Raw genomic sequence first — 25,588 nt, 5'->3', positions numbered from 1 at the left:
GCCGGACGTACGCTTGGTGACTGTGAGCCCCCGTCGCAACCGCCCTCGCCGGGACGAGAACGCCAACCTGGACGCCGACCGGGTCCGGCAGGGCGTCGCCTCGGTGCAGCAATGGACCGACGGCGCCTGGCAGGTACGCGGCATCGGCGCCGGCGCGTCGGTCAAGACGTACCGTTGCCCCGGTTGTGACCAGGAGATCCGACCCGGGGTGGCGCACCTGGTGGCCTGGCCGGCGGACGGCCTGGGTGACCTGACCGACCGGCGGCACTGGCACAGCGGCTGCTGGCGGGCCCGGGACCGGCGCGGCCCGGCGGTGCAGCGCGGCCGGGGCACCCCGCGCTACTGAGCTGGCGGGCCCGGGACCGGCGCGGCCCGGCGGTGCAGCGCTGCCCGGGCACCCCGCGCTACTGAGCTGGCCCACCGGGACGCCTCGCGCGTGCGGCCCGAGCGACCTGGGTCACCCTCTTCCCGCCTGGGCGGGCGGCGGCGGCGACTTCGCGACAGACTTGGGCGGTGAGCACAGCGATCCGCGCGTCGTCGATCCTGCCCGGCCGCCGGGAGGACATCGAGCTGCACACCGCCGACGGTCTGCGACTGGTCGGTGAGCTGGCCCTGCCGGCCGACCGGCCGCCGGTGGCCACCCTGGTCTGCCTGCACCCGCTGCCCACCCACGGCGGAATGATGGACAGCCACGTGTTCCGCAAGGCGGCCTGGCGGCTGCCCGCGCTGGCCGACCTGGCGGTGCTGCGGTTCAACACCCGGGGCACCAGCAGCGTGCGCGGCACCAGCGAGGGAGCCTTCGACGGCGCGGTGGGCGAGCGGTACGACGTGGCCGCCGCCATCGAGTACGCGGAGTTCGCCGAACTGCCCAACATCTGGCTCGTCGGCTGGTCGTTCGGCACCGACCTGGCGCTGAAGTACGGCTGCGACCCGGCGATCGCCGGGGCGATCCTGCTCTCCCCGCCGCTGCGCTTCTCCGCCCCGGAGGACCTGGCCACCTGGGCCAGTTCGGGTCGGCCGCTGGTGGCGCTGGTGCCGGAGTTCGACGACTACCTGCGCCCCACCGAGGCGGGGGAGCGGTTCGCCGCCGTGCCGCAGGCCGAGGTGGTCGGGGTCCCGGGTGCCAAGCACCTCTGGGTGGGCGACGCGGAGACGGTCCTCGATGAGATCGTCCGGCGGGTCAACCCGGCCGTCGAGGTGCCGCTGCCGACCACCTGGGACGGCCCGATGGAGGCCGGCGACGTCAGCGCGTACGCCGACCGTACGGTGGCTGCCTTCGCCGACACGCCCGTCCCCGGCCCGGCCGCCGGTCAGGCCGACTGACCCGGACGTCTCCCGCTCCCGGTCCCGGTCCCGGTCCCGGTCCCGGTCCCGGTCCCGGTCCCGGTCCCGGTCCCGGTCCCGGTCCCGGTCCCGGTCCCGGTCCCGGTCCCGGTCCCGCGCATCCTCGCGTGCCCGCACCAAGATCGTGCTCGATCCTGGTTGTAGTGGCATCAGAAGATGGCGAGGCCACTACTTCCGGGATCGAGCACGATCTCGGCGGGGCGGCGCGGGCCGGCGCGGGACCTGGGCGGCGTGGGACCTGGGCGGCGCGGGACGGGGCGGTGCGGGCAGCGCGGGGCGCGGCGGGCTGGCGCGGGGTGCGACCTCAGCGGCGTTGCTGGCGGGGCAGCACCACCTCGCGCAGGATCAGTTGCAGGGCGGCCACCGTGGGGATGGCGATCAGCGCGCCCACCACGCCCAGCAGTGACACCCCGAGCAGCGCGGCCAGCAGGGCGGCCACCTCGTTGACCTCCACCGAGCGCCGCATCACCTTCGGGTAGATGAGGTAGTTCTCCACCTGCTGGTAGATGAGGAAGAAGACCGCGCAGGCGATGCCGGTGGGCAGGTCGGCGGCGAAGCCGACCAGGCTCACGATCACCGCGCCGAGGGTGGCGCCGATCTGCGGGATCAGGTCGGTCACCGCGACGACCACGGCCAGCGCGAACGGGTACGGCAGGTCGACGATCAGCGCGAAGACGAAGGTGGTCGCGCCGGCCAGCACCGCGATGCTCAGCGCGCCGACCATGTAGGAGCCGACCTTTGCCAAAATTTCGTCACCGATCAGCTGCACCCGTTCCCTGCGCGACCGGGGCACCAACGAGTAGCCCAGCGAGCGCAACCGGTCGAAATAGGCCAGGAAGTAGATCGTCAGCACCAGCACGGTCAGCGTCCGGAACACCGTGCCGAAGATCAGTTGTGCGCCGCCCAGCACCCCGCCGAGCGCCCGCCCGACCGTCTGGGCGTTGGCGGCGTTCTGCACCCGCTCCACCACGTCGTACCGCTCCACCAGGTCATTGACCGTCGGGTTGCGGCGCAGCTCGTCGAGCAGGCTCGGGATCTGATCGATGAACTGCCCCGACTGGGTGACGATCGGCGGGACCAGCGCCACCACGCCGCCGCAGAGCAGCAACACCACTGTCAACGCCACCGCGGCCACCGCCAGGCCGTGCGGCACACCCCAGCGGCCCAGCCGGACCACCGCCGGGTTGAGACCGACAGCGAGGAAGAGCGCGATCACCACCAGCACCAGGATGCCGCCGGCATTGCGAATCCCCAGATAGAGGGTGTACGCCAGCAGCACGCCCAGCGCGCCGGTGAAACCGATCAGGAAACTGCTGCGGCGCAGTGGCCGCCCCGGCGTGCCGAACTTTCCGGACGGGACCGCGGGCGGCTCGTCCGGGTCGATCCCCGGGGCGGGAACCGGCACCGGCGGTGGCGTCTGCACCGGCTGCGGACTTGCCGCCCGCTGTGCTTGCGCTGCCTGCGGAGTTTCCGCTGGGTGCGGTGTTTCCGCCGGCTCGGGTGTTTGCGCCGGCTGCGGTGTTTGCGCTGGCGGGGGACCGGCGGTCACGTCCGGGTCGTCGCCAGCCGGGTCGTGCTGTGGCACCAGGGACCTCCCGGCTCAGGCCGTCGGACGACGGGCGACGACCACGAACGCCCGCCACGCGGCAGGCGCGAACACCAGCACCGGGCCGGTCAGGTCCATGAGGTCACGACTTCCTTCATCAGTTCGATCGACTGGCGGCGGGACAACCGCACCGTTTCTGATCATCTCCCCACGCGCCAGCAGCGTAGCCACCTCATGGTCGCCATCGACCACGCGACCGTCAATCCGGTGTGCCCCATGTGCCCCACCCAACCACCGTCAGAGCCCCCGGCCGGACTGAACGGTCCGGAAAGCCGACGACACCCGGATGTCGACCAGGCTCGTAGATCTTGGACAGTTTCCGTCACGTCCTGACGGAAACTGTCCAAGATCTGGTGGTGAGGCGGCGTCCCGGCGGTGAAGGCTGTTCAGATGCTGCCCGCCGACGACGCCGACGCCCTCGACTGGCTCGCCTTCGAGCAGGCGGGCGTGCTGACCACCGAGCAGGTCGCCGGGCTGCTCAGCGAGGGGCGGTGCGGGGCCGCATCCGCACCGGCCGATGGCGGTCGATCGGGCAGACGGTCGGCGACATCGCGGGCGGCGCACAGGCGCTCTCCGAGATCGATTTTCTGCGGCTGTGCCGCCGGCACCGGCTGCCCGCACCCGATCTCCAGGAACACCGGGTTGACGCGGCCGGCCGCAACCGCTGGCTGGACGCGTACTGGCGGAAGTGGCGGGTGCAGGTGGAGGTCGACGGGGCGCACCACATGGACGCCAGGCAGTGGGCGGCGGACATGCGTCGGCCGAACGACGTCTGGACCAGCGGCGACCGGATCCTGCGCTTCCCGGCCTGGCTGGTCCGTGCCCGCCCGGACGAGGTCGCCGACACCGTCCGCCGCGCTTTCGTAGCGGCCGGCTGGACCACCACCCCACCGCTGCGCCACCCAACGGCAAAGTGAAATCTTGGACACTTTCCGTCAACACCTGACGGAAAGTGTCCAAGATCTCGAAGCCTGGATGGGGCGGTCAGTCCTTGTCGAGGGTGACCTTGCTGGGCTTGGCGCTGCGCTCGTCGGTGGTCGGCTTACTGGGTCGCTTGCCGTTCTCGCCGGTGCTAGTGATCTTGGTGGGCTTGGCGCCCCGGCCACCCTCGCCCGGAACGGCGGCCACTGTCGGCTCCCCGTCCACCCCGGCGCTCGCCGTCCCACCGTCCAGGGTGGTCACCGGCTCGGCCACCGGCCGCGTCGTTGGCTGCCCCGACTCGTCCGCACTCGCGTTCACCGGTTGCCGGGTGTCGGCGGGCTCTGCCTTCAGCCCGGTGCCCGTACCCGACTCGCCCGGACCCGACCGGGCGCCGGTGCCGGCGGAAACGCTCACGCCGTCGTCCCCACCACCGGACAGGTCCGCGCTCGCGTCGGACGCCGCGTCCGGTGCGGTAGGGCCGTCGATCGGGCCGGCGACACTCTGCAACCGCAGCTCGGACATCTGACGCTGGAGCTCGTCGGACTCCTGCCGGGCCTTCCAGGTCTCCTGCCGCAGATCCGCGAGCTGCTGCTGGGCCTGGGCGATCTCCAGCATCACCTGGGCCAACTGCTGCCGGCCCGCCGCCGCCTCCTGCTGCGTCGCCGCCAGGTGCTGCTGGGTGGTGGCCAGGTGCTGCTGCGTGGTGGCCGCGTACTCCTCGAACTGCCGCCGGGACGCCGCGACATGCTCGTCGGCCTTGCGGCGCTTGTCGCCGGCCTCGGTCTCGGCCCGGCTCAGCAGCTCGGTGGCCTCCGCCTCGGACCGCTGGCGCAGCGCCGCCGCGTCCTGCTCGGCCGCCTGACGGATGCCGGCCGCACCCTGTTCGATCTCGTTCTTGCGGGCGGTGTACGCGGTCTCCAGCTCGTTCTTGCGGGTGGAGTACTCCGTCTCCAACTCGTCGCGGCGGGTGGTGAGGTCGCGCTCCAGCTCCTGCTGACGGCTGGTGAACGCGGCTTCCAGCTCCTGCTGGCGTGCCGCGTGCTGCTTGTCCAACTCGTCGCGGCGCTTGGCGAACTCCTGCTCGGCCGCGGACCGTCGCTGCGCCAGCTCCCGGTCGGCCGCCTCCCGACGGGAGTTGACCTCCTGTTCCACCCCGGCCCGCCACGCGCCCAGTTCCTGCTGGGTCTGCGCCCGGGTCTGCTGCACGTACGCCTCGGTCTCGGTGCGCATCCGCTGCACGTACGCCTCGGTCTCGGCGCGGCTGCGCTTCGCCGACTCGGTGGCCTGCGTCGTCAGCCGCTCGGCCTCCTGCTGCGCCTTGGCGCGGGTGGCCCGCCCGGCCATCGACGCGTCGTCGATGATCTGCTTGGCCTCCTGCTGCGCCTTGGCGTGGGTGGCCCGCCCGGCCTCGGTCGCGGTGTCGGTGAGCCGTTTGGCCTCCTGGAGGGCCTTGGCATGCACCTCCTTGGCCGCATCGCGCAGATCGCTGGCCTCCTGCCGGGCGTTGGCCAGCGTCTCGCGGGCCGTCTCGCGCAGCTTGGTGGCTTCCTGCTGGGCCCGGGTGTGGATCTCCTTGGCGGAATCCCGCAGCTGGGTGGCCTCCTGCTGGGCCTTCGCCAGCGCGTCCTGCGCCGCCTTGCGCAACTGCGCCGACTCGTCCTTGGCCGACCGCAGGGTTTCCTCCGCCTCGGCCCGCCGGGCGGCGCTGTGCCGCTCCTCCTCCGCGCGTCGGGCGGCGAGAGCGATCTCGAAGTCCTTCAGCGCCCGCGCGGCCTGCTCGCGGGCCTCCTCGATGATGTGCTCGGCGGCGGCGCGGCGGGCATCGAGCTCCCCATTGGCGTCGGCGAGGATCTGCTCGGCCTGCTCCTCGGCGAGAGTGAGGATCGACTCGACCCGCGGGCCGAGATGGCGGAACGACGCCCGGTCGACCACGTTCATCTGCTTGCGCACCTGGGTCAGGTCACGCTGCAGAACCTCGACCTGGCCGGCGAGCTTGTGGATCTGTGTGTACGCCTGTTCCCGTTCGGAGGCGAGGGTCGCTATCTCGTGCTCAGCACGCGCGACATAACGGTCGACCTGTTTCTTCTCGTACCCCCGCAGAGCGGACTCGAAGCTGGGCTCCGTCGTCACGTCCCCGCCAAGGGCGAACAGTTCCTCGCCGTGCGACATGCCCCCATCCTCACACGCAACGGGCCCTGCTGGGGCGATACGGACGGGCCTTGTGGGAGCTACTTCACTCCGTCGCGGCTGACGGATACCACGGGTAGGGAAACGCATACGGCGCGAGGTGGCACCGGTTACCCGGTGTCACCTCGCGCCGTCGATGCCCCGACCTGACGCCTCGCGTCAGCCGGCGGTCTCCGCGGGCACCCGCTCCTGACCGTCGTCGTTCTTCTTGGCGTCCGGCTTGGCAGCCGGAGCGGCCTGCGCCGGCATTCCCGGAACGATGCCGGCGAGCCCGGAGAGCATCTGACCCAGCTGAGAGGTGACAGCGTCCTTCTGCCGGGTGAGGTCCTCGACCTCGCGGCGGGCGGCCTGCGTGGTCAGCTCCGCCTCGGTGCGAGCCTCGGTGAGCAGACGCTGCGACTCGGCCTTCGCCTCGTTGAGGGTCTTCTCCGAGTGGGCCTTGGCCTTGTCGATCGTCTCGGCGGCGTTGCGCTCCGACTCGATCCGCCGCGCCTCGGCGCGCTGCTCGATCTCCTTGGCCCGCTCCTGCGCGGCCCGGGCCCGCTGCTCGGCCTCGCTGACCATCTTCTGGGTCTGCGCGACCTGGGCGGCGTGGCGCTCGGACTCCTCGCGTTCGGCCTTCTCCCGCCGCTCGGCCAGCTGAAGCTCCAGAGCCTGCAGGTCCTTGTCGCGCTTGTCCCGCGCGTCGGTGAGCAGCTTGGTCGCCTCGGCGCGCTTCTCCTCAGCTTCGCGGGCGGCCTTCGCCCGCTGCTGGGTGATCTCCCGCTCGGCGGTGGCCCGCAGGGTCGCGACCTCCCGCTCGACAGTCGACTTCAGCTCGGCCACCTCGTGCGCGGTGACGGTACGCAGCTGCTTGGTCTCACGGTCGGCGTCGGCGCGCAGCGTGTCAGCCTCGCGGCGGGCCTGCACCCGGACCTCGGCGGCCTCACGCTCGGCGGCCGTGCGCAGGTTGCCCGCCTCGCGCTCGGCGCTCGCCTTCATGGCAGCGGCCTCGGCGCGGGCCTTGTCGGTGATCTCGCGGGCCTCGAGGCGGGCGGCGGAGAGGATGCCCTCCGACTCGCGCTTGGCCTCGTTGCGGTGGTCGTTGGCCTGCTCCTCGGCGAGCCGCAGGATCTGCTCGACGCGGGTGCCGAGCCCGGAGAGGGTGGGCCGGCTGTTCTCTTCGAGCTGCTTGTTCGTGTCGGTGAGCTTCTGCTCCAGCGCACTCATGCGCTGCTCGGCCTGGCGGAGCCGACGCTGGGCGTCGTTCATCCGCTGCTCGGCCTCGGCACGGGCCTGCTCGGACTGGGTCAGCGCGGCGGTCATCCGGCCGAGGAAGTCGTCGACCTGATGAGTGTTGTATCCGCGCAGGCCAACGGTGAAATCTGGCTGCGAGTTCGCGTTATCGAAGAACGCGAGAGGGGAGGACTGCTGCTGGGGCATTGGGACATACTGGCAGACGCCCCAGGGTGCTTCGCAAGAGCGGTGGGAAGCTTTCGTGCCCTCTTTACATGGTCAACTCCTGGTGTCGACGAGGTCGGACCAATCGGCGATCTTGGCAGGTCCCGGCCTGTCGGACGCCACGCAGCGTGACGCGGAAAAGGGCCCCGGGGTTACCCCGAGGCCCTTTGTTCGATCCGGGTGGGTTATCCGCTAATGAGGGCGGAAGAACAATGAGCGATCATCGCAATGGTCATCCCGCGTTCCCCCGTCCGGCCGGTCAGTGACCGCGGAACCGGTTGATCGCGTCCTCGTGCCGGGCCCGCAGCTCCCCGTCGCGTACGCCCAGCCCGTCGGCGGGCGCGAGGCAGCGCACGCCGACCTTGCCCTGGTGGGCGTTGCGGTGCACCTCGTACGCGGCCTGGCCGGTCTGCTCCAACGGGTAGGTGCGGGACACCGTCGGGTGCACCTTGCCGAGCGCCACCAGGCGGTTGGCCTGCCACGCCTCGTGGTAGTTGGCGAAGTGGCTGCCGACGATCCGCTTGAGGTGCATCCACAGGTAGCGGTTGTCGTACTGGTGCTGGAAGCCGCTCGTGGAGGCGCAGGTGACGATGGTCCCACCGCGTCGGGCCACGTAGACGCTGGCGCCGAACGTCTCCCGTCCCGGGTGCTCGAACACGATGTCCGGGTCCTCGCCGCCGGTCAGCTCGCGGATCCGCTCGCCGAAGCGCCGCCACTCGTCCGGGTCCTGGGTCTCCTCGTCCTTCCAGAAGCGGAAGCCCTCAGCGGCCCGGTCGATGACGAGATCCGCGCCCATCCGGCGGCACAGCTCGGCCTTCTCCGGTGAGGACACCACGCAGACCGGGATCGCGCCGCCGTTGAGCGCCATCTGCGTGGCGTACCCGCCGAGGCCGCCGGAGGCGCCCCAGATCAGCACCACGTCGCCCTGTTTCATGTTGGCGCCATGGTGCGAGACGAGCTGCCGGTACGCGGTGGAGTTGACCAGCCCGGGGCTGGCCGCCTCCTCCCAGCTCAGGTGCCGTGGCTTGGGCATCAGCTGGTTGGCCTTGACGATGGCCAGCTCGGCGAGCCCGCCGAAGTTGGTCTCGAAGCCCCAGATCCGCTGCTGCGGGTCGAGCATGGTGTCGTCGTGGCCGGCCGCGTCCTCCAGCTCGACGGAGAGGCAGTGCGCGACCACCTCGTCGCCGGGCGCCCAGCGGGTCACCCCGGGGCCGGTGCGCAGCACCACGCCGGCCGCGTCCGAGCCGACCACGTGGTACGGCAGGTCGTGCCGGCGGGTCAGCTCGGAGACCCGGCCGTAGCGCTCCAGGAACCTGAAGGTGGACACCGGCTCGAAGATGCTTGTCCACACCGTGTTGTAGTTGATCGCGCTGGCCATCACCGCGATCAGCGCCTCACCCGGCGCCAGCTGCGGTGTCGGCACCTCCTGCACGTGCAGTGCCTTGCGCGGGTCCTTGTCCCGGGTGGCCATGCCGTCGAACATCCGGGCTTCCTCGGCGCGGACGACCACGCCCCGGTAGCTCTCCGGTACGGGCAGTCCGGCGACGCCGGCGAGTTCGCGGTCCGGATCGTTCGATTCCTCCGCCGCCATGATCGCTTCGAGGATGTCCTGCACGGTGACCTCCGGTTCGTCCGCACCCGCACGGGCCCGGGTGCTGCCATCGTCGGCGCCGGTGGGCACGACCGCCATGTCGGCATTCGACACATCCGGCACCGGTCGCGCTCCTGTGGGGCCGGACGTTACTGAACGGTAGCTAGGCCGGGAAGTCCTCTGTGAAAAACTGCATCCACCGATGCGTGAAGGTGTCCGGCCACCCCGCCAACCGCGCACTGACGTGCGCGCGCAGCCCCCGCGATCCCCAGCCCGCCCTCGACCCGCGCCCGCCCTCGACCCGCGCCCGCCCTCGACCCGCCCCCCGGCCCGCCGACTCGTCAAGATCGTGCTCGATCCTTGATGTAGTGGTGTCACGGCGGTGGGAGACCACTAGATCCCTGTTGCAGCGCGATCACGGCGTGCGGCGTGCGGCGTGCGGTGTCGCCGTGTCGCACGTGGTGCGCAGCAGTGCGGCGCGGGGTGGGGCGGCAGGGGGCGGGGCGGGGCGCAGGGCTAGTGGGCTGCGGCGGGCTCGACCAGTTCGACGAGGACGCCGCCGGCGTCCTTCGGGTGGACGAAGTTGATCCGGCTGTCCGCAGTGCCGCGCCTCGGGGCGTCGTAGAGAAGCCGCATGCCGCGCTCGCGCAGTGCCGCGCAGGCCGCGTCGATGTCCACCACGGTGTACGCGACCTGCTGCACGCCCGGCCCGTTGCGGTCCAGGAACTTCGCGATCGTCGACTCCGGGGTGAGCGGGGCGAGCAACTGCACGCAGCCGCCCTCGGTGGTCGGCCCGACGGCCAGCATCGCTTCCCGGACGCCCTGCTCGGCGTTGGTCTCCACGTGTACGCAGCGCATCCCGAACGTCCGCTGGTAGAAGTCGATCGCGGCGTCCAGGTCGGCCACGGCTATCCCGACGTGGTCAATCTTGCGAAGCCCGATGTCTGTGACGTAGTCCGCACCGGGCTCGACGGGGGAGTTCTCTGCCATGGCGCTAGTCTGGCCGAACAATCGTTAAGGCGTACAGCTCGGCACCCCCCTCGGAGGCAGGCATGGCTTCGGTGATCGTCAGCGGCGCGCGGACCCCGATGGGCCGGCTGCTGGGCAACCTCAAGGACCTTCCCGCCACCAAGCTCGGCGGGATCGCCATCAAGGCGGCGCTGGAGCGGGCCGGCGTCAGCCCGGACCAGGTCCAGTACGTGATCATGGGGCAGGTGTTGCAGGCCGGCGCCGGTCAGATCCCGGCCCGGCAGGCGGCGGTCGAGGCCGGCGTACCGATGTCGGTGCCGGCGCTGACCATCAACAAGGTCTGCCTCTCCGGCCTGGACGCGATCGCCCTGGCCGACCAGCTGATCCGGGCCGGCGAGTTCGACATCGTGGTGGCCGGCGGCATGGAGTCGATGACCAACGCCCCGCACCTGCTGATGGGCCAGCGCACCGGCTACAAGTACGGCGACGTGGTGGTCAAGGACCACATGGCGCACGACGGGCTCAGCGACGCCTGGGACTGCTGCTCGATGGGCGAGTCGACCGAGCGGCTCGGCGTCAAGCACGGCATCTCCCGCACGGAGCAGGACGCCTTCGCCGCCGCCAGCCACCAGCGGGCCGCCGCCGCGCAGAAGAACGGCCACTTCGCCGACGAGATCACCCCTGTGGTCATCCCGCAGCGCAAGGGTGACCCGCTGGTGATCAGCGAGGACGAGGGCATCCGCCCGGACACCACCGTCGAGTCGCTGGCCAAGCTGCGCCCCGCCTTCGCGAAGGACGGCACCATCACCGCGGGCAGCTCGTCGCCGATCTCCGACGGCGCCGCCGCGGTGCTCGTCATGAGCAAGGCCAAGGCGAAGGAGCTGGGGCTGACCTGGCTGGCCGAGATCGGCGCGCACGGCAACGTGGCGGGCCCGGACAACTCCCTGCACTCGCAGCCGTCTAACGCGATCAACCACGCCCTGAAGAAGGGTGGCCTGAGCGTCGCGGACCTGGACCTCATCGAGATCAACGAGGCGTTCGCCCAGGTCGGCATCCAGTCCACCCGGGACCTCGGGATCAGCCCGGACAAGGTGAACGTCAACGGTGGCGCGATCGCGCTCGGCCACCCGATCGGCATGTCCGGCGCGCGTCTCGTCCTCACCCTCGCCCTGGAGCTGAAGCGGCGCGGCGGTGGCACCGGCGCGGCGGCGCTCTGCGGCGGCGGTGGGCAGGGCGACGCGCTGATCATCCACGTGCCGGGCCAGTGAGCGGAGCGGCCGAGCCCGTCCCGGCGGCGGGCAGCACGTCGGTGCGCCGTAGTCGGGACGTACCGCTGCTGGTCGAGCGGGCCCGCGCGGGTGACCCCCGCGCGGTGGCCCGCCTGATCACCCTGGTGGAGAACGGCGACGAGCTGCTTCCGGCGATCGCCGCGGCGCTGGCGCCGTACGCGGGGCAGGCGCAGGTGGTCGGGCTGACCGGTTCACCCGGGGTGGGCAAGTCGACCACCACGAACGAGCTGGTCCGGGCGCTGCGGGCGCAGGGGCACCGGGTCGGTGTGCTGGCGGTCGACCCGTCCAGCCCGTTCACGGGTGGGGCGATCCTCGGTGACCGGGTGCGGATGCAGGACCACGCCACCGATCCGGGCGTCTACATCCGGTCGATGTCCAGTCGGGGACACCTCGGCGGGTTGGCAGCGGCGACGCCGCAGGCGGTCCGGGTGCTGGAGGGCGCCGGCTGCGACGTGGTGCTGGTGGAGACCGTCGGCGTCGGGCAGGCCGAGGTGGAGGTCGCCTCGCTGGCCGACACGACGCTGGTGCTGCTCGCACCGGGGATGGGTGACGCGATCCAGGCGGTCAAGGCCGGCATCCTGGAGATCGCCGACGTGTTCGTGGTCAACAAGGCGGACCGGGACGGCGTCGACGCCACCGTCCGGGACATCCAGGGCATGATCGCTCTCGGTGAGCGCGGCCCGGGGCAGTGGCGGCCGCAGGTGGTCCGGTCGGTCGCCGCGCGCGGCGAGGGCATCGACGACATCGCCGCCGCCATCGACAAGCACCGGGGCTGGCTGGTCGAGCACGGCGAGCTGCGCCGCCGCCAGGAGGCGCGGGCCGCCGCCGAGATCGAGGCGATCGCGCTCGGCACCCTCCGCGCCCGGATCGGGTCCCTTCGCGACGGTACGCAGTTGTCCACTCTCGCCGCCCGGGTGGCCGAGGGCGCGACCGACCCGTACACGGCGGCGGACGAGTTGCTCGCCCAGCTCGCCCGCTGACCGGCAGGCGCGCCGGCACCGAGCGCCCGGACGCGAAGTTGGCTCCGGTTTTAGTAGGCTCGCGGCGCGTGGCCGGCGGTCGGCCGCCGCGCGGCGGGCTGACGAGACGGTCGGTCCACATCGCACCGGGACCAGGGGAGATGTGATCATGACGGACGCGGTGGAGAACGCCGGTGCGGTGTCGCCCGCGACGGGCGCGGCCCGGGGGGCCACGTCGGTTTCCGACGAGGTCGTGGAGAAGATCGCCGGTGCGGCCGCTCGTACCGTGCCCGGTGTCGCCGATCTCGGTGGTGACGTGTCCCGGTTCTTCAACAGCGTGTTGGACAAGGTCGGCCTGGACCAGGTGGGCGACGCTCGGCGGGGCGTGTCGGCCGACGTGAAGGGCGGTTCCGTCGTCATCAACGTGGTCCTGGTGATCGACGCCGGGCACGTCGTGACCGACGTGACCGAGGCGGTGCGGGCCGCGGTGATCGAGGCGGTGGAGAAGTACGGCCTCACTGTCACCCAGGTCAACGTCACTGTGGACGACATCGAGCTGAACCAGCCCGGGGCGACTGCCGGGGCCTGAGGCGTACCTGCCCGGCGGCCGGTGACGGCTGGTGGGCCGTCCGTTGACCATCCACCGGGGACAGCCCGGGGCCGCACCGTCGCAGTAGGCTCGCACCGCCCACCGTCGTCGGAGGGCAGGACGTGCCCCCAGCCGCGGTGGTGCGAGGAGCAGGGAGCGACTGTGGACCTGGAAGCAACGCAGAAGCTGACCAGGGCGTCGGTGCCGGCCGGTGGCACGACCCAGGTCGCGGACGAGGTGATCGAGAAGATCGCCGTCGCGGCTGCCCGCGCGGTGCCCGGCGTGGCCGACCTGGGCGGGGACGTCGCCCGGTTCTTCAACGCGGTTCTCGACCGGGTCGGGCTGGACCAGGTGGGTGACGCCCGGCGGGGTTGCTCGGCCCATGTGACAGGGGACGCCGCCGTGGTCAACCTGGTGTTGGTGATCGAGGCAGGTCGGCCGGTGCCGGAGATCACCGGTCAGGTACGCGCCCAGGTGACCGAGGCGGTCGAGGCGTACGGGCTGCGGGTGGACGAGGTCAACATCCGGGTCGACGACGTGGCGATGGGCGGGTCCGTGGGGTCGCCGACGGTCTGAGTCGGGTTGCGGCCGTCCCGTGCGGCGGGGTGTTACTTGCCGGTACGACACGACTTAGCGATCGTTCAGGTGGGGGCCTTACACTCGACGTGCAGTCGAGGACCCGAGGAGGAGCCCTGCTCATGGACGCCGACGAGATCGACGCCGGCCGGGCGCGCTGGCAGGCCCGGTACGACGCCGCGCGCAAGCGGGACGCGGACTTCACCACGCTCTCCGGGATGCCGGTGGAGCCCGTCTACGGGCCACCCGAGGGCAGCGCGTACCCGGGCTTCGAACGGATCGGCTGGCCGGGCGAGTACCCGTACACCAGGGGTCTGTATCCGACCGGCTACCGCGGGCGGACCTGGACGATCCGGCAGTTCGCCGGCTTCGGCAACGCCCAGCAGACCAACGAGCGTTACAAGATGATCCTGGGCGCCGGTGGCGGCGGCCTGTCGGTCGCGTTCGACATGCCGACGCTGATGGGCCGCGACTCGGACGACCCGCAGGCGCTCGGCGAGGTCGGCCACTGCGGCGTGGCCATCGACACCGCCACCGACATGCAGGCACTCTTCGACGGCATCGACCTGTCCGGCGTCACCACCTCGATGACCATCTCCGGCCCGGCCGTGCCGGTGTTCTGCATGTACCTGGTCGCCGCCGAGCGGCAGGGCGCCGACCTGTCCAAGCTGGACGGCACCCTGCAGACGGACATCTTCAAGGAGTACATCGCGCAGAAGGAGTGGCTCTTCGACCCGGAGCCGCACCTGCGCCTGATCGGCGACCTGATGGAGTACTGCGCCCGGGAGATCCCGCGCTACAAGCCGCTGTCGGTCTCCGGCTACCACATCCGCGAGGCCGGCTCGACCGCCGCGCAGGAGTTGGCGTACACCCTGGCGGACGGCTTCGGCTACGTCGAGCTGGGTCTGTCGCGCGGGCTGGACGTGAACGTCTTCGCCCCGGGGCTGAGCTTCTTCTTCGACTCGCACCTCGACTTCTTCGAGGAGATCGCCAAGTTCCGGGCCGCCCGCCGGATCTGGGCCCGCTGGCTGCGTGACGTGTACGGCGCGACCAGTGAGAAGGCCCTGTGGCTGCGGTTCCACACGCAGACCGCCGGGGTGTCGCTGACCGCCCAGCAGCCGGTCAACAACGTGGTACGCACCGCCGTCGAGGCGCTCGCGGCGGTGCTCGGCGGCACGAACTCGCTGCACACCAACGCGCTGGACGAGACCCTGGCGCTGCCCACCGACGAGTCCGCCGAGATCGCCCTGCGTACCCAGCAGGTGCTGATGGAGGAGACCGGTGTGGTCAACGTGGCCGACCCGCTCGGCGGCTCCTGGTACGTCGAGGCGCTGACCGACAAGATCGAGGCCGAGGCGGAGGAGATCTTCGCCCGGATCCGGCAGCTCGGCGGGGACGGGCCGCACCAGATCGGTCCGATGACCTCGGGCATCCTGCGCGGCATCGAGGACGGCTGGTTCACCGGGCACATCGCCGAGTCGGCCTTCGTCTACCAGCAGGCCCTCGAAAAGGGCGACAAGAAGATCGTCGGGGTCAACTGCCACACCGGCACCGTCGCCAAGGAGCTGGAGATCCTGCGCATCTCGCACGAGGTGGAGCTGGAGCAGCGTCGGGTGCTCGCCGAGCGCAAGAGCGCGCGGGACGAGTCGGCGGTCCGCGCGGCGGTGACCCGGATGATCGAGGCGAGCCGTACCGACGAGAACATGATCCCCGCCATGCTCGACGCGGTCCGCGCCGAGGCGACGTTGGGCGAGATCTGCGACGCCCTGCGCGCCGAGTGGGGCACCTACCGAGAGCCAGCACGCTTCTAACCCTCCCTCCCTCCCTCCCTCACCCGCGTCGATCTTGCGGTTTCGGTGCCGTCATAAGGCGTGAATGTGGCGTATCGGCGACAGAATGTGCAAGATCGCGGGGGTGAGGGCGGGGGTGCGGGTGGGGGCGTGAGAGTTGCAACGTCGGGGTTGCGGGTGAGCTGAGATCGGGGGCTCACGTGCGAGACTAGGTAACCATGAGCGACCCACGGATCACCTCGTCGATCTTCACCCGCGGCGCGGTCGACCTCAGCACGCTGCGTGGCCCCGCACCAGCAGGTACCCGCCCCGGCACGCCCCCTCAGGGCGGCCCGTCCAACGGCACACCCGGTGCGCCCTCCGCTGGCGGTGACACCGCCATCGTGGACGTCACCGAGGCGACCATCCAGTCCGACGTGCTCGAACGCTCGATGGCCACGCCCGTCGTCGTGTTCTTCGGCGCGGCCGGCTTCCCGGAGAGCGACGAGTTCGCCCCGGTCCTGGAGCGGCTGAACGCCGAGGGTGGCGGCGCCTGGGTGCTGGCCCGGGTCGACGTGCAGGAAAACCCCCGAATCGCCCAGATGTTCCGGGTGCAGGGCATTCCCATGGTCTACGCGGTCGTCGGTGGTCAGCCGGTCGACGCCTTCTCCGGAGTGGTGCCCGAGCCGCAGTTGCGGCAGTGGATCCAGGCCGTGCTCAAGGCCGGCGGCGTGACAGTCGCCGAGCCGGAGGACCCGCGCCTCGACGAGGCCGACGACGCGTTGATGAGCGGCGATCTGGACGCCGCCGAGCAGGCGTACCGCAAGATCCTCGCCGACGCCCCGGCGGACGCCGCCGCCACTGCGGGACTGGCCCAGGTCGGGGTGGCCCGGCGGGTGGCCGGCGCCGACCCGTCCGCCGCGCTGGCCGCCGCCGAGAGCGCCCCCGACGATGTCGCCGCCCAACTGCTGGCCGCCGATATCGAGGTGCTCAGCGGCCTGGCCGAGCAGGCGTACGCGCGGCTCGTCGCCCTGGTCCGGCGCACCGCCGGTGAGGATCGTGAGACGGCCCGCCAGCACCTGGTCTCGCTCTTCTCGATCGCCGGCCCGGACGATCCGGCGGTCGCCTCGGCGCGTCGGGCCCTCGCCAGCGCCCTGTTCTGAGTTCGTAGCACGCCAGCGCGGGCCGGCGTTCCGGCCGGCCCGCCCGACCACCGAGGACGGGAGCTCATGATGCGCCGGATCGCCGTCCTCGACGCGCCGACAAATCTCGGTCTACGGCCGCCGACGCCCACGTCGGTCCCGGGTTGCGCCAAGGCGCCCGGGGCGCTGCGCGACCACGACCTGCTGGCCCGGCTCCGGGCCCGCGACGCCGGCTGCGTCACCCCCGCCCGGTACGACCCGGGCGACTGGCGGCCCGGCGACGGGGTGTGTCACGCCCGCGAGATCGCCGACTACTCGCTGGCCCTCGCCGAACGCATCGGCTCGATCATCGACCGGGGCGAGTTCCCGGTGGTGCTGGGCGGCGACTGCTCCGTGCTGCTCGGCTCGGCCCTGGCCATGCACCGCCTCGGTGAGGCCGTCGGTGGGCGGATCGGGCTGGTCTTCGTCGACGGGCACTCCGACTTCCGGCACCCCGGCAACGCTTCCTACGTCGGTGCCGCCGCCGGTGAGGACCTGGCCCTGGTCACTGGGCGGGGGCAGGCGGACCTGGCCGCGCTGGAAGGTCGTCGGCCCTACTTCCGCGACATCGACGTGGTGGTGCTCGGCATCCGCGCCCAGGACGAGTACCGGCTCGACCTCCAGGCCGCCGGGATCACCACCCGACCGGTGCCGGCACTGCGGGCCGAAGGCGCCGCCCGGACGGCCCAGTGGGCGCACGAGCAGCTCGCCGACTGCGCGGGCTACTGGGTGCACATCGACGTGGACGTGCTCGACCCGGCGGTGATGCCCGCCGTGGACGCCCCCGACCCGGGTGGGATCGCCTTCGCCGAACTGGAGATCCTGCTCGCCGGCCTGGTCGACACCCCGCACTGCCTCGGCGTGGAGCTGACCGTCTTCGACCCGGACTACGACCCGGACGGCTCGTACGCGGCCGAGATCGTCAACACCGTCGTCGCCGGTCTGGCGCCGGTGACCGCCCCGGAAGCTGTGCCGCCCCGACTGCTGTCGGCCCGGCCGACGCCCAGCCCTCGGCGCACCAGCGACCAGGTGGAGCGGGTTGGCGGCATGGAGCGGCGGGACGGTGCCGAGCGGCTTGGCGGCGTGGCGCGGCTGGATGATGCCAAGCGGCTTGATGGCGTGGCGCGGCTGGATGGTGACGGACGGTCCGGTGCAGCGGGGCGGCTGGACGGTGCTGCGCGGCTGGACGGGCTTGACGCCGTGGATCTTGCCGGCGGCGATGGCCCCGGTGGGGGACTGGCTGATGCCGACCGCGACGGCGCTGTCGATTCGGCGCAACCTGGCCTGCTCGGGCACCCGAAGGCCGAGCCGTCGGGAGTAGTGCCGGCGATGATCCCGGCTGCGGTCGAGCGCGAGCCGGTCGGCCCGCCCGCATCGGCGGGTCCGGGCCTGCTCCGGCGACCCGCTCAGCCCGCCGAGGACGCTCCGCGTCCGAGCTCAGCTACCGAGAACAGCGCAGATCTGCACAAAGCCGATACTGCTTGACCCGAACGCGGGTCGTGGGCGGATGATCGACTCGGGTTTCTTGAAGTTGGGGCATCCGGCCGCGCCGGATAGCGCGCTTTCCTGAAACCCGAGTGGATCAAGGCTGGCGGGCCCGCCCGAAGGCGCGGTGTCCGGGCGCTTCGCCGCCCCGGGGCTTGGTCGGCTCTGCGTCGCGCCCGCAGGCGTGGTCGGCCTTGCGTCGCGCCCCGGGGCTTGGTCGGCTCTGCGCCGCGCCCGCAGGCGTGGTCGGCCTTGCGTCGCGCCCCGGGGCGTGGCGGTCCGGGTCAGCTGGTGGGCAGGGCGCGGAGGAAGCGCTCGGCGATCGGGACGGCCGAAGCGGTGCTGGCCCCGCCCTTCTCCACGAAGACGGCGAACGCCACGTCACCCCGCCAGCCGACGAACCAGGCGTGGGTGTGGGCCGGGTTGTCGTCGTACTCGGCGGTGCCGGTCTTGCCGTACACCTCGCCCGGCACATCCTTGAGCGCGCTGCCGGTGCCGGTGGTGACCACCTCGCGCATCATCGTGCGCAGCGCCGCGACGGACTCTGGCTTGAGTTGCTCACCCGCCGGAGCCAGCTTGGCCGGCGCCGGGTCGATCAGCAGCTTCGGCTGCTCGAAGTGGCCGCGGGCGACGGCGGCGGTGGCGCCGGCCATGGCCAGCGGGCTGACCAACGTGGTGCCCTGCCCGAACGACGCCGCGGCCTGCTCGGCCTGGCTGCCGCCCGTGGAGACCTTGCCGGTGAAGGCGTCCGTGCCGAGGTCCCACTGACCCTCCAGGCCCAGCGTGCGGCCGGCGGCGGCCAGCCCGTCGCCGCCGAGCTTCGGCGCCAGCGCGGCGAACGCCGTGTTGCAGGACTTGGCGAAGTCGGTGCGGAACGGCACCGAGCCCAGCTCGAAGTTGTCGGAGTTCTTGAAGGACCGACCGTCAACGGTGAAGGTCTTCGGGCAGGCCACCGCCCCGTCCAGGGTGACCGCGCCCCGGTCCAGCAGGCCCAGCGTGCTGACCATCTTGAACGTGGAACCCGGCGGCACCTGGGCGTTGAAGGCCAGGTTCTCCCCGGCCGGGCCGGGGCCGTTCGCCGCGGCGAGCACGGCACCGTCGCTGACCCGGAGCGCCACCAGGGCGGAGCGGCGTGCTTCGCCGCGCAGTGCCCCGTCGGCAGCGTTCTGGACGGCGACGTCCAACGTGGTCTTCAGCGCCTGCCCGGGCTGCGGCTCCCGGCGGAACAGTTCGGTGCCGGTGGGTTCGAGTTTGCCGCCCTCAGCCGGACGCTCGACCACCACTGTCAGCCCGGGGCCGCCGCGCAGTCGTTCGTCGTAGCGGCCCTGCAGCCCGCCGTGCCCCACCAGGTCGCCGACGACGTACCGGTCGGGGTGCGCGGCGATGTCGTCGGCCTGCGCCGGGTCGACGGTGCCGAGCAGCGCGCGGGCGAACTCGCGGGTGGGCGCCAGGTCGATCTTGTCGGAGATGAACTTGGTGCCGGGCAGGTCGTAGATCCGGGGCTTGATCTGCCGGTACGCCTCCTCGCGAAGCGACACCACCTCGACGAAGGCACCCGGCTCCGCCTCGGCCACCCGGTTGGGCAGGTCGGTCAGGTCGACGCCGGGGACCAGCGCCGGACGGATGGCCTTGAATGCCGCGTCGAGGTCCTTGACGAGCTTCTTGATGTCGGCGACCCCGTTGGGCTGCACACCCACCCGGACCACCGGGCGCGGGGTCACGAGCGGCTGCCCGGCGTTGTCCAGCACGGCGGCGCGGGCACCGGTGTCGCGGCGCAGCGCCAACCGGTCACCCTTGGCGAGCCGCTCGTGCACCACGGTCGGCTCCCAGATCACCTGCCACTGGTCGTCACCGCCGTGGGCGAGCCGCACCTCCCGGTCGTACGCCCAGCGGGTCTGGCCGGGCAGGGTCCACTCCACCTGCACCGTCGTGGTGGCGATGTCCTTCGTGATCTTCGGTTCGCCGCGTCGCGTCAGGGTGGGCGGGGTGGCCGCCAGCTCGCCGGAGAGGTCCTTGATCTCGCGAGCCACGTCGGCCGACGGCAGTTTCGAGCCCAGCGGGTCGATCATGCCGACCGACTGGAGGTCGCCGCTGCGCCAGCCCGCGAGGAAGGCGTCAACGGTGCGCTGCGGCCCGTCGTCACCCGAGCAACCGACCAGGACGCCCGCCGCGAGCAGCGCCGTGCTGACCGCAGTGGCCAGGCGGCGAGCGTGGTTCGGCCGGTGGGGCCGGGGGTACGACAAGGTCATGAAGCTGGTCCTTCCGATCTCGGACTGCCCTCGCACGGTAGTACGTGAACGACGTCCCCAACGTCCCCCAGGTGTTCGGCCGCGCTCAAAGATGGGCCGCACCCGTGTGATGAACATCGCGTGGCGGGGTATCCCGCAGCCGGCCAACCTCGGACCCGCAACGGGTGAAAGGACAAAGTCCCGATCCGGACGTCTGGCCAGTGGTCCGCCGACGAAGGCGCAGAACGGCAGGGCCTAGGCTGGGCGGCAGAGTGACCCACAACGCGGTGGGTCGAGGGGAGTGGCACCGATGGACCGGCGTCCGGCGATCAAACCGGAACCCGACCTCCGGCAGGATGACTCCGGCCGGGACGATGACAGCTTCGATTCGGCGACCGACGGGGACGGCTACGGCCGGCTCGACACGGGCGTCACCGGGCTGACCGGGTCGAGCATCGACACCATCTACGATCTGGGCCTGCCGACCGAGGCGTTGGCCGACGACGTGGAGGACGCGGAGCTCGACGAACCCGTTCCCAACGCGGAGCGCCTGGTGGCCCAGGCCGTCGCGCTCGCGGGGGACGATCACGACGCGGCGACACTTGTCGGCCGTTTCTGGCGGTTCGCCCCGGACGAGGAGCTGGTCGGCTTCACGGCGGAGGAAATGCTCGACGCGGCCCGGGCGCACCGGGACCTCGCCCAGCAACGGGTGCCCGGCGAGTTGAAGCTGCGGATCCACGAACCGCACGCGGACCAGCACCACACGGTCGTCGAGATCGTCACGGACGACATGCCGTTCCTGGTCGACTCGGTGACGGCGCTGCTCAACTCGTACCACCTCGACGTGCACCTGCTGGTGCACCCGCTGGTGGTGGTGCGGCGCGAGCCGCTCGGCCGGCTCACCGAGGTCTCCGCCGATGTGGAGCCGGACGACGCGATCGCCGGTGACATCATCGAGAGCTGGATGCGGATCGAGATCGACCCGGTCCGGGACGCGGCCGAGCGGGACCGGTTGCGCCGCGAGTTGCAGCGGGTGCTCACCGACGTGCGGGAGGCGGTGGAGGACTGGCCGAAGATGCGTCAGCGGGCCCTCGCGCTCGCCGACGAGCTGGCCTCGGCCCGTACCTCCGACAACCGCCCACCGGTGCCGGAGAAGGACATCACCGACTCGGTGGAGCTGCTGCGGTGGCTCGCCCACGACCACTTCACCTTCCTCGGCTACCGCGAGTACCGGCTGGTGGACGCCGACGGCGGCGATACCGACAGCAAGGCGTTGGAGGCGGTGCTCGGCACCGGTCTGGGCATCCTGCGCTCCGATTCGCCGGAGGCGCGGTCGCTGTCCTCGATGACGCCCGAGGCGCACGAGAAGGTGCTGGAAAAGCGCCTGCTCATCATCACCAAGGCCAACTCCCGGGCCACCGTGCACCGCTCGGCGTACCTGGACTACATCGGCTTCAAGATCTTCAACTCCGCCGGTGACGTGATCGGTGAGCGGCGTTTCCTGGGCCTGTTCTCGACCGCCGCCTACCGGACCAGCGTCCGTGAGCTGCCGGTGGTGCGCCGCAAGGTGGCCGAGGTGCTGGACCGCTCCGGCCTGAGCCAGCGCAGCCACTCGGGCAAGGATCTGATCCAGATCCTGGAGACGTACCCGCGCGACGAGCTGTTCCAGATCAAGACCGACGATCTGTACCACGCGGTGATCGGCGTGCTGCGGATGGCCGGTCGCCGGCAGCTGCGGGTGTTCCTGCGTCGCGACGCGTACGGGAGGTTCATCTCCTGCCTGATCTACCTGCCCCGGGACCGGTTCACCACCCAGAACCGGCTGCGCATGCAGGACATCCTGCTGCGCGAGCTGAACGGTGTCGGGGTGGACTACACCACCCGGGTCACCGAGTCGATGCTGGCGCGGGTGCACTTCATCGTCCGTACCGACCCGACGCGGCCGCCCGGCGACATCGACGCCGACCTGCTGGCCGAGGAGTTGGCCGACGCCACCCGACTGTGGGACGACGACTACCGGTTGGTGCTGGAGCGCAAGCTCGGCGACGAACAGGCCAAGCACCTGTTCACCCGGTACGCCGACGCGTTCCCCGAGGGCTACAAGGACGGGCACACGCCGTACGAGGCGATGAAGGACCTGGCGAAGCTGGAGCTGTTGGAGGAGCCCGGCCAGCTGGAGATGCACCTGTTCCGCAAGCAGTTGGCGCCCCGGCCGGGCACCCGGGTGCCGGGTGCCGACCTGGCCGAGGCGATGGACGTCCGGTTCAAGGTCTACCGGTACGGCGAGCCGATGATGCTCTCCGCCGTGCTCCCGGTGCTGCACTCGCTCGGTGTGCGGGTGGTCGACGAGCACCCGTACGAGGTGGACCGGATCGACGGTCGCGTCTACCTGTACGACTTCGGGCTCATGCTGCCCGAGGGGCATCAGGAACTGGCCGAGGTGCGCCCGCACGTGGAGAACGCCTTCGCAGCGGCCTGGCGCGGCGAGGCCGAGGTGGACCGGTTCAACGAGCTGGTGCTGCGCGGCGGGCTGACCTGGCGGCAGGTGGTGGTGCTACGGGCGTACGCGAAGTACCTGCGGCAGGCCGGCACGGTCTTCTCGCAGGACTACATGGAGCAGACCTTCATCGCGTACCCGAAGCTCGCCGCGTTGCTGGTGGAGCTCTTCGAGACCCGGTTCGCGCCGGGGGAGCAGACCACCGAGCAGCGCCGGCAGCGCAGCGGTGAGCTGGTGGAGACGATCCGGGGCGCGCTGGACGACGTGGCGAGCCTCGACCAGGATCGGATCCTGCGCTCGTACCTGACGCTGATCGAGGCGACCCTGCGGACCAGCTTCTACCAGAAGCGCGCCGACGGGCGGCCGAAGGCGTACGTGGCGTTCAAGCTCGACCCGCAGGCCATTCCGGACCTGCCCGCGCCGCGACCGAAGTTCGAGATCTTCGTCTACTCGCCGCGGTTCGAGGGTGTGCACCTGCGGTTCGGGCCGGTGGCCCGGGGCGGGTTGCGCTGGTCCGACCGTCGGGAGGACTTCCGGACCGAGGTGCTGGGCCTGGTCAAGGCGCAGATGGTGAAGAACACGGTGATCGTGCCGGTGGGCGCCAAGGGCGGCTTCGTGTTGAAGCAGAAGCCGGGTGACCGGGACGAGGCGGTCGCCTGCTACCAGGAGTTCGTCGGCGCGATGCTGGACGTCACCGACAACATCGTCAGCGGGCAGATCGTGCCGCCCGAGGACGTGGTCCGGCACGACGAGGACGACCCGTACCTGGTGGTGGCGGCCGACAAGGGCACCGCCACGTTCTCGGACATCGCCAACGAGATCTCCAAGAACCACAACTTCTGGATGGGCGACGCGTTCGCGTCCGGTGGTTCCGCCGGCTACGACCACAAGAAGATGGGCATCACCGCCCGGGGCGCCTGGGAGTCGGTCAAGCGGCACTTCCGGGAGCTGGGCCTGGACACTCAGACCCAGGACTTCACAGTGGTCGGCGTCGGCGACATGTCCGGTGACGTGTTCGGCAACGGGATGCTGCTCTCCGAGCACATCCGGCTGGTGGCCGCCTTCGACCACCGGCACATCTTCCTCGACCCGGCCCCGGACGCCGCCACCTCGTACGCGGAGCGTCGGCGGCTGTTCGACCTGCCCCGGTCGTCCTGGGAGGACTACAACACGGAGCTGATCTCGGAGGGTGGTGGCATCTTCCCGCGTACCGCGAAGTCCATCCCGATCACGCCGCAGGTCCGGGCGGTGATCGGCCTGGACGACGACGTCACGCAGATGTCGCCGCAGGACCTGATGAAGGCGATCCTCACCGCCCCGGTGGACCTGTTCTGGAACGGCGGCATCGGCACCTACGTCAAGGCCTCCAGCCAGACCAACGCCGAGGTGGGCGACAAGTCCAACGACGCGATCCGGGTGGACGGGCGCAACCTGCGCTGCCGGGTGGCGGGCGAGGGCGGCAACCTGGGCTGGACCCAGCTCGGCCGGATCGAGTACGCGTTGACCGGTGGCCGGATCTACACGGACTTCATCGACAACGCGGCCGGGGTGGACACCTCCGACCATGAGGTGAACATCAAGATCCTGCTCAACACGGCGGTGGCCGACGGCGAGCTGACCACTGCCGAGCGGGACGAGCTGCTGGCCGGGATGACCGACGAGGTTGCCGAGCTGGTGCTGCGGGACAACTACGACCAGGCGCGGGCGATCAACAACGCCCAGGCCCAGGCCGCCTCGCTGCTCCCGGTGCACCGTCGGATGATCAACGAGTTGGAGCGGTCGGGCGGGTTGGACCGGGCCCTGGAGGCGCTGCCGCCGGACGAGGAACTGGCGGTCCGCAGCGAGTCCGGGCTGACCGCGCCGGAGTTCGCGGTGCTGCTCGCGTACGTGAAGATCGTTTTGGAGCGGGAGATCCTCACCGAGGGTCTGGCCGACGAGGAGTGGACGACCGACGTCCTGGTCAACTACTTCCCGACGCCGATGCGCGAGCGGTTCGCCGACCGGATGGGCCGGCACCGGCTGCGCCGGGACATCGTCACCACAGTGCTGGTCAACGAGGCGATCAACCGGGGTGGCATCTCGTTCATCTTCCGGGTGGTCGAGGAGACGGCGGCCAGCGCGGCGGATGTGATCCGGGCGTACGTGGTGGTCAGCGAGGTGTTCGGCCTGCGCGACCTGTGGGACGCGGTCGAGGCGCTGGACAACAAGGTGGCGCCGGAGCTGCAGACCAGCGTCTACCTGGACACCCGCCGGCTGCTCGACCGGGCGGTACGGTGGCTGGTCTCCAACCGGCGCTCGCCGATCGACGTGCCGGCCGAGATCGCCCGACTGCGGGACGGGGTCACCCGGCTGCTGCCCGGGCTGGAGGAGCTGTTCTACGGCAACGAGCGCCAGGGCATCGCCGCCCACATGGACTCGATGACCGAGCGTGGGCTGCCCCGCGAACTGGCGGAGCGGGCGACCCGGCTGATGTACAGCTTCGGCCTGATGGACGTGGTGGAGACCGCGAACGCCAGCGGGCGGGACGTCAGCGAGGTGGCCTCGGTCTACTTCGTGCTGTCCGACCTGTTCCGGGTGGACTCGCTGCTGTCGAAGATCTCCCTGCTGCCGCGGGAGGACCGCTGGCAGACGCTGGCCCGGATGGCGCTGCGGTACGACCTGTACGCCGCGTTGGCCGCGCTCACCGCGGAGGTGCTCGACTCCACCCCGGGTGACCTGCCGCCGCACGAGCGGGTGCAGCAGTGGGAGCAGTCGAACGCCACGTCCATCCACCGGGCCCGACGGGCGATGGGAGAGTTCGACGAGTCGCGGGCGGATCTCGCCGCGCTGTCGGTGCTGCTGCGTCAGATCCGCACCCTGGTGCGGACCTCCGCCGCCGCCTGAGTCAGGTACGCCGGACGCGGTCCGGCCGGTCGGGAACCCCCGACCGGCCGGACCGCGTTTCGCTTCGTCGTTGG

Annotated in this window: 16 protein-coding genes and 1 pseudogene; 11 read left to right on the top strand and 6 right to left on the bottom strand. The window is 71.4% G+C overall.

The features are described from left to right. Nucleotides 1-22 precede the first annotated feature (22 nt). Both ACX27O_RS24465 and ACX27O_RS24460 read left to right on the top strand, forming a co-directional pair. Nucleotides 23-346 (top strand): hypothetical protein, encoded by a 324-nt coding sequence (locus ACX27O_RS24465; RefSeq protein ID WP_244236068.1) that lies wholly within the window; start codon nt 23-25, stop codon nt 344-346. 167 nt (nt 347-513) lie between these two features. Further along, a complete protein-coding gene (locus ACX27O_RS24460) occupies nt 514-1,323 on the top strand; it encodes an alpha/beta hydrolase (RefSeq protein WP_030333223.1) in 810 nt (269 codons plus the stop codon). A 325-nt stretch (nt 1,324-1,648) separates the two neighbouring features. Here ACX27O_RS24460 and ACX27O_RS24455 read toward each other — a convergent pair whose 3' ends face one another. Further along, complete coding sequence (locus ACX27O_RS24455) at nt 1,649-2,728, bottom strand: AI-2E family transporter (protein ID WP_030333225.1); 1,080 nt, start codon at nt 2,726-2,728, stop codon at nt 1,649-1,651. A gap of 713 nt (nt 2,729-3,441) precedes the next feature. On the opposite strand from ACX27O_RS24455, the gene ACX27O_RS24450 reads away from it, so the two are divergent. Continuing rightward, complete coding sequence (locus tag ACX27O_RS24450) at nt 3,442-3,867, top strand: DUF559 domain-containing protein (RefSeq protein ID WP_458940104.1); 426 nt, start codon at nt 3,442-3,444, stop codon at nt 3,865-3,867. Nucleotides 3,868-3,934: 67 nt separating this feature from the next. Here ACX27O_RS24450 and ACX27O_RS24445 read toward each other — a convergent pair whose 3' ends face one another. The 4 genes from ACX27O_RS24445 to mce all read right to left on the bottom strand — a co-directional run bounded on the left by ACX27O_RS24445 (nt 3,935) and on the right by mce (nt 10,079). Next, a complete protein-coding gene (locus tag ACX27O_RS24445; RefSeq protein ID WP_458940103.1) occupies nt 3,935-6,040 on the bottom strand; it encodes a coiled-coil domain-containing protein in 2,106 nt (701 codons plus the stop codon). Between the two features lie 177 nt (nt 6,041-6,217). Beyond that, nucleotides 6,218-7,480 carry a DivIVA domain-containing protein gene (locus tag ACX27O_RS24440; protein WP_030333231.1) on the bottom strand — a complete coding sequence of 421 codons (1,263 nt, stop codon included), beginning with the start codon at nt 7,478-7,480 and terminating at the stop codon, nt 6,218-6,220. A 277-nt stretch (nt 7,481-7,757) separates the two neighbouring features. Further along, nucleotides 7,758-9,113: a crotonyl-CoA carboxylase/reductase gene (gene ccrA / locus ACX27O_RS24435; RefSeq protein WP_030333233.1), complete on the bottom strand. Its 1,356-nt coding sequence runs from the start codon at nt 9,111-9,113 to the stop codon at nt 7,758-7,760. A gap of 492 nt (nt 9,114-9,605) precedes the next feature. Further along, nucleotides 9,606-10,079 (bottom strand): methylmalonyl-CoA epimerase, encoded by a 474-nt coding sequence (mce, locus tag ACX27O_RS24430; RefSeq protein WP_030333235.1) that lies wholly within the window; start codon nt 10,077-10,079, stop codon nt 9,606-9,608. A 62-nt stretch (nt 10,080-10,141) separates the two neighbouring features. On the opposite strand from mce, the gene ACX27O_RS24425 reads away from it, so the two are divergent. The 7 genes and pseudogenes from ACX27O_RS24425 to ACX27O_RS24395 all read left to right on the top strand — a co-directional run. After that, nucleotides 10,142-11,326: an acetyl-CoA C-acetyltransferase gene (locus tag ACX27O_RS24425; protein ID WP_030333237.1), complete on the top strand. Its 1,185-nt coding sequence runs from the start codon at nt 10,142-10,144 to the stop codon at nt 11,324-11,326. Continuing rightward, on the top strand, nt 11,323-12,327 hold the full coding sequence (meaB, locus tag ACX27O_RS24420) for a methylmalonyl Co-A mutase-associated GTPase MeaB (RefSeq protein WP_030333239.1): 1,005 nt from the start codon (nt 11,323-11,325) through the stop codon (nt 12,325-12,327). The genes ACX27O_RS24425 and meaB overlap by 4 nt, the downstream gene beginning before the upstream one ends. A gap of 148 nt (nt 12,328-12,475) precedes the next feature. Further along, entirely contained in the window at nt 12,476-12,895 is a 420-nt protein-coding gene (locus ACX27O_RS24415) for an Asp23/Gls24 family envelope stress response protein (RefSeq protein ID WP_030333240.1), read from the top strand. Nucleotides 12,896-13,057: 162 nt separating this feature from the next. Further along, nucleotides 13,058-13,471 (top strand): Asp23/Gls24 family envelope stress response protein, encoded by a 414-nt coding sequence (locus ACX27O_RS24410; RefSeq protein ID WP_030333243.1) that lies wholly within the window; start codon nt 13,058-13,060, stop codon nt 13,469-13,471. 122 nt (nt 13,472-13,593) lie between these two features. Further along, on the top strand, nt 13,594-15,282 hold the full coding sequence (locus ACX27O_RS24405) for an acyl-CoA mutase large subunit family protein (protein ID WP_030333245.1): 1,689 nt from the start codon (nt 13,594-13,596) through the stop codon (nt 15,280-15,282). A gap of 197 nt (nt 15,283-15,479) precedes the next feature. Then, nucleotides 15,480-16,403: a tetratricopeptide repeat protein gene (locus tag ACX27O_RS24400; protein ID WP_210857628.1), complete on the top strand. Its 924-nt coding sequence runs from the start codon at nt 15,480-15,482 to the stop codon at nt 16,401-16,403. 66 nt (nt 16,404-16,469) lie between these two features. Then, nucleotides 16,470-17,495: pseudogene (locus ACX27O_RS24395) on the top strand (arginase family protein); the annotation flags it as partial. A 695-nt stretch (nt 17,496-18,190) separates the two neighbouring features. Here ACX27O_RS24395 and ACX27O_RS24390 read toward each other — a convergent pair. After that, nucleotides 18,191-20,155: a penicillin-binding transpeptidase domain-containing protein gene (locus ACX27O_RS24390; protein ID WP_458940102.1), complete on the bottom strand. Its 1,965-nt coding sequence runs from the start codon at nt 20,153-20,155 to the stop codon at nt 18,191-18,193. Between the two features lie 289 nt (nt 20,156-20,444). Between ACX27O_RS24390 and ACX27O_RS24385 the strand changes: the two genes are divergently transcribed. Next, on the top strand, nt 20,445-25,514 hold the full coding sequence (locus ACX27O_RS24385) for an NAD-glutamate dehydrogenase (RefSeq protein ID WP_030333254.1): 5,070 nt from the start codon (nt 20,445-20,447) through the stop codon (nt 25,512-25,514). Nucleotides 25,515-25,588 lie beyond the last annotated feature (74 nt).

It is taken from the genome of Micromonospora sp. SD19 (genome assembly GCF_054462275.1).
The sequence above is the reverse complement of the archived record's forward strand: the minus strand, read 5'-3'. Positions and strand labels throughout refer to the sequence as shown.

Excerpts from the sequence above, each read along its gene's own strand:
- mce (WP_030333235.1), bottom strand. The coding sequence starts at position 10,079 with ATGGCAGAGAACTCCCCCGTCGAGCCCGGTGCGGACTACGTCACAGAC.
- ACX27O_RS24385 (WP_030333254.1), top strand. The coding sequence starts at position 20,445 with ATGGACCGGCGTCCGGCGATCAAACCGGAACCCGACCTCCGGCAGGAT.
- ACX27O_RS24415 (WP_030333240.1), top strand. The coding sequence starts at position 12,476 with ATGACGGACGCGGTGGAGAACGCCGGTGCGGTGTCGCCCGCGACGGGC.
- ACX27O_RS24440 (WP_030333231.1), bottom strand. The coding sequence starts at position 7,480 with ATGCCCCAGCAGCAGTCCTCCCCTCTCGCGTTCTTCGATAACGCGAAC.
- ACX27O_RS24405 (WP_030333245.1), top strand. The coding sequence starts at position 13,594 with ATGGACGCCGACGAGATCGACGCCGGCCGGGCGCGCTGGCAGGCCCGG.
- ACX27O_RS24390 (WP_458940102.1), bottom strand. The coding sequence starts at position 20,155 with ATGACCTTGTCGTACCCCCGGCCCCACCGGCCGAACCACGCTCGCCGC.
- ACX27O_RS24445 (WP_458940103.1), bottom strand. The coding sequence starts at position 6,040 with ATGTCGCACGGCGAGGAACTGTTCGCCCTTGGCGGGGACGTGACGACG.
- ACX27O_RS24400 (WP_210857628.1), top strand. The coding sequence starts at position 15,480 with ATGAGCGACCCACGGATCACCTCGTCGATCTTCACCCGCGGCGCGGTC.
- ACX27O_RS24425 (WP_030333237.1), top strand. The coding sequence starts at position 10,142 with ATGGCTTCGGTGATCGTCAGCGGCGCGCGGACCCCGATGGGCCGGCTG.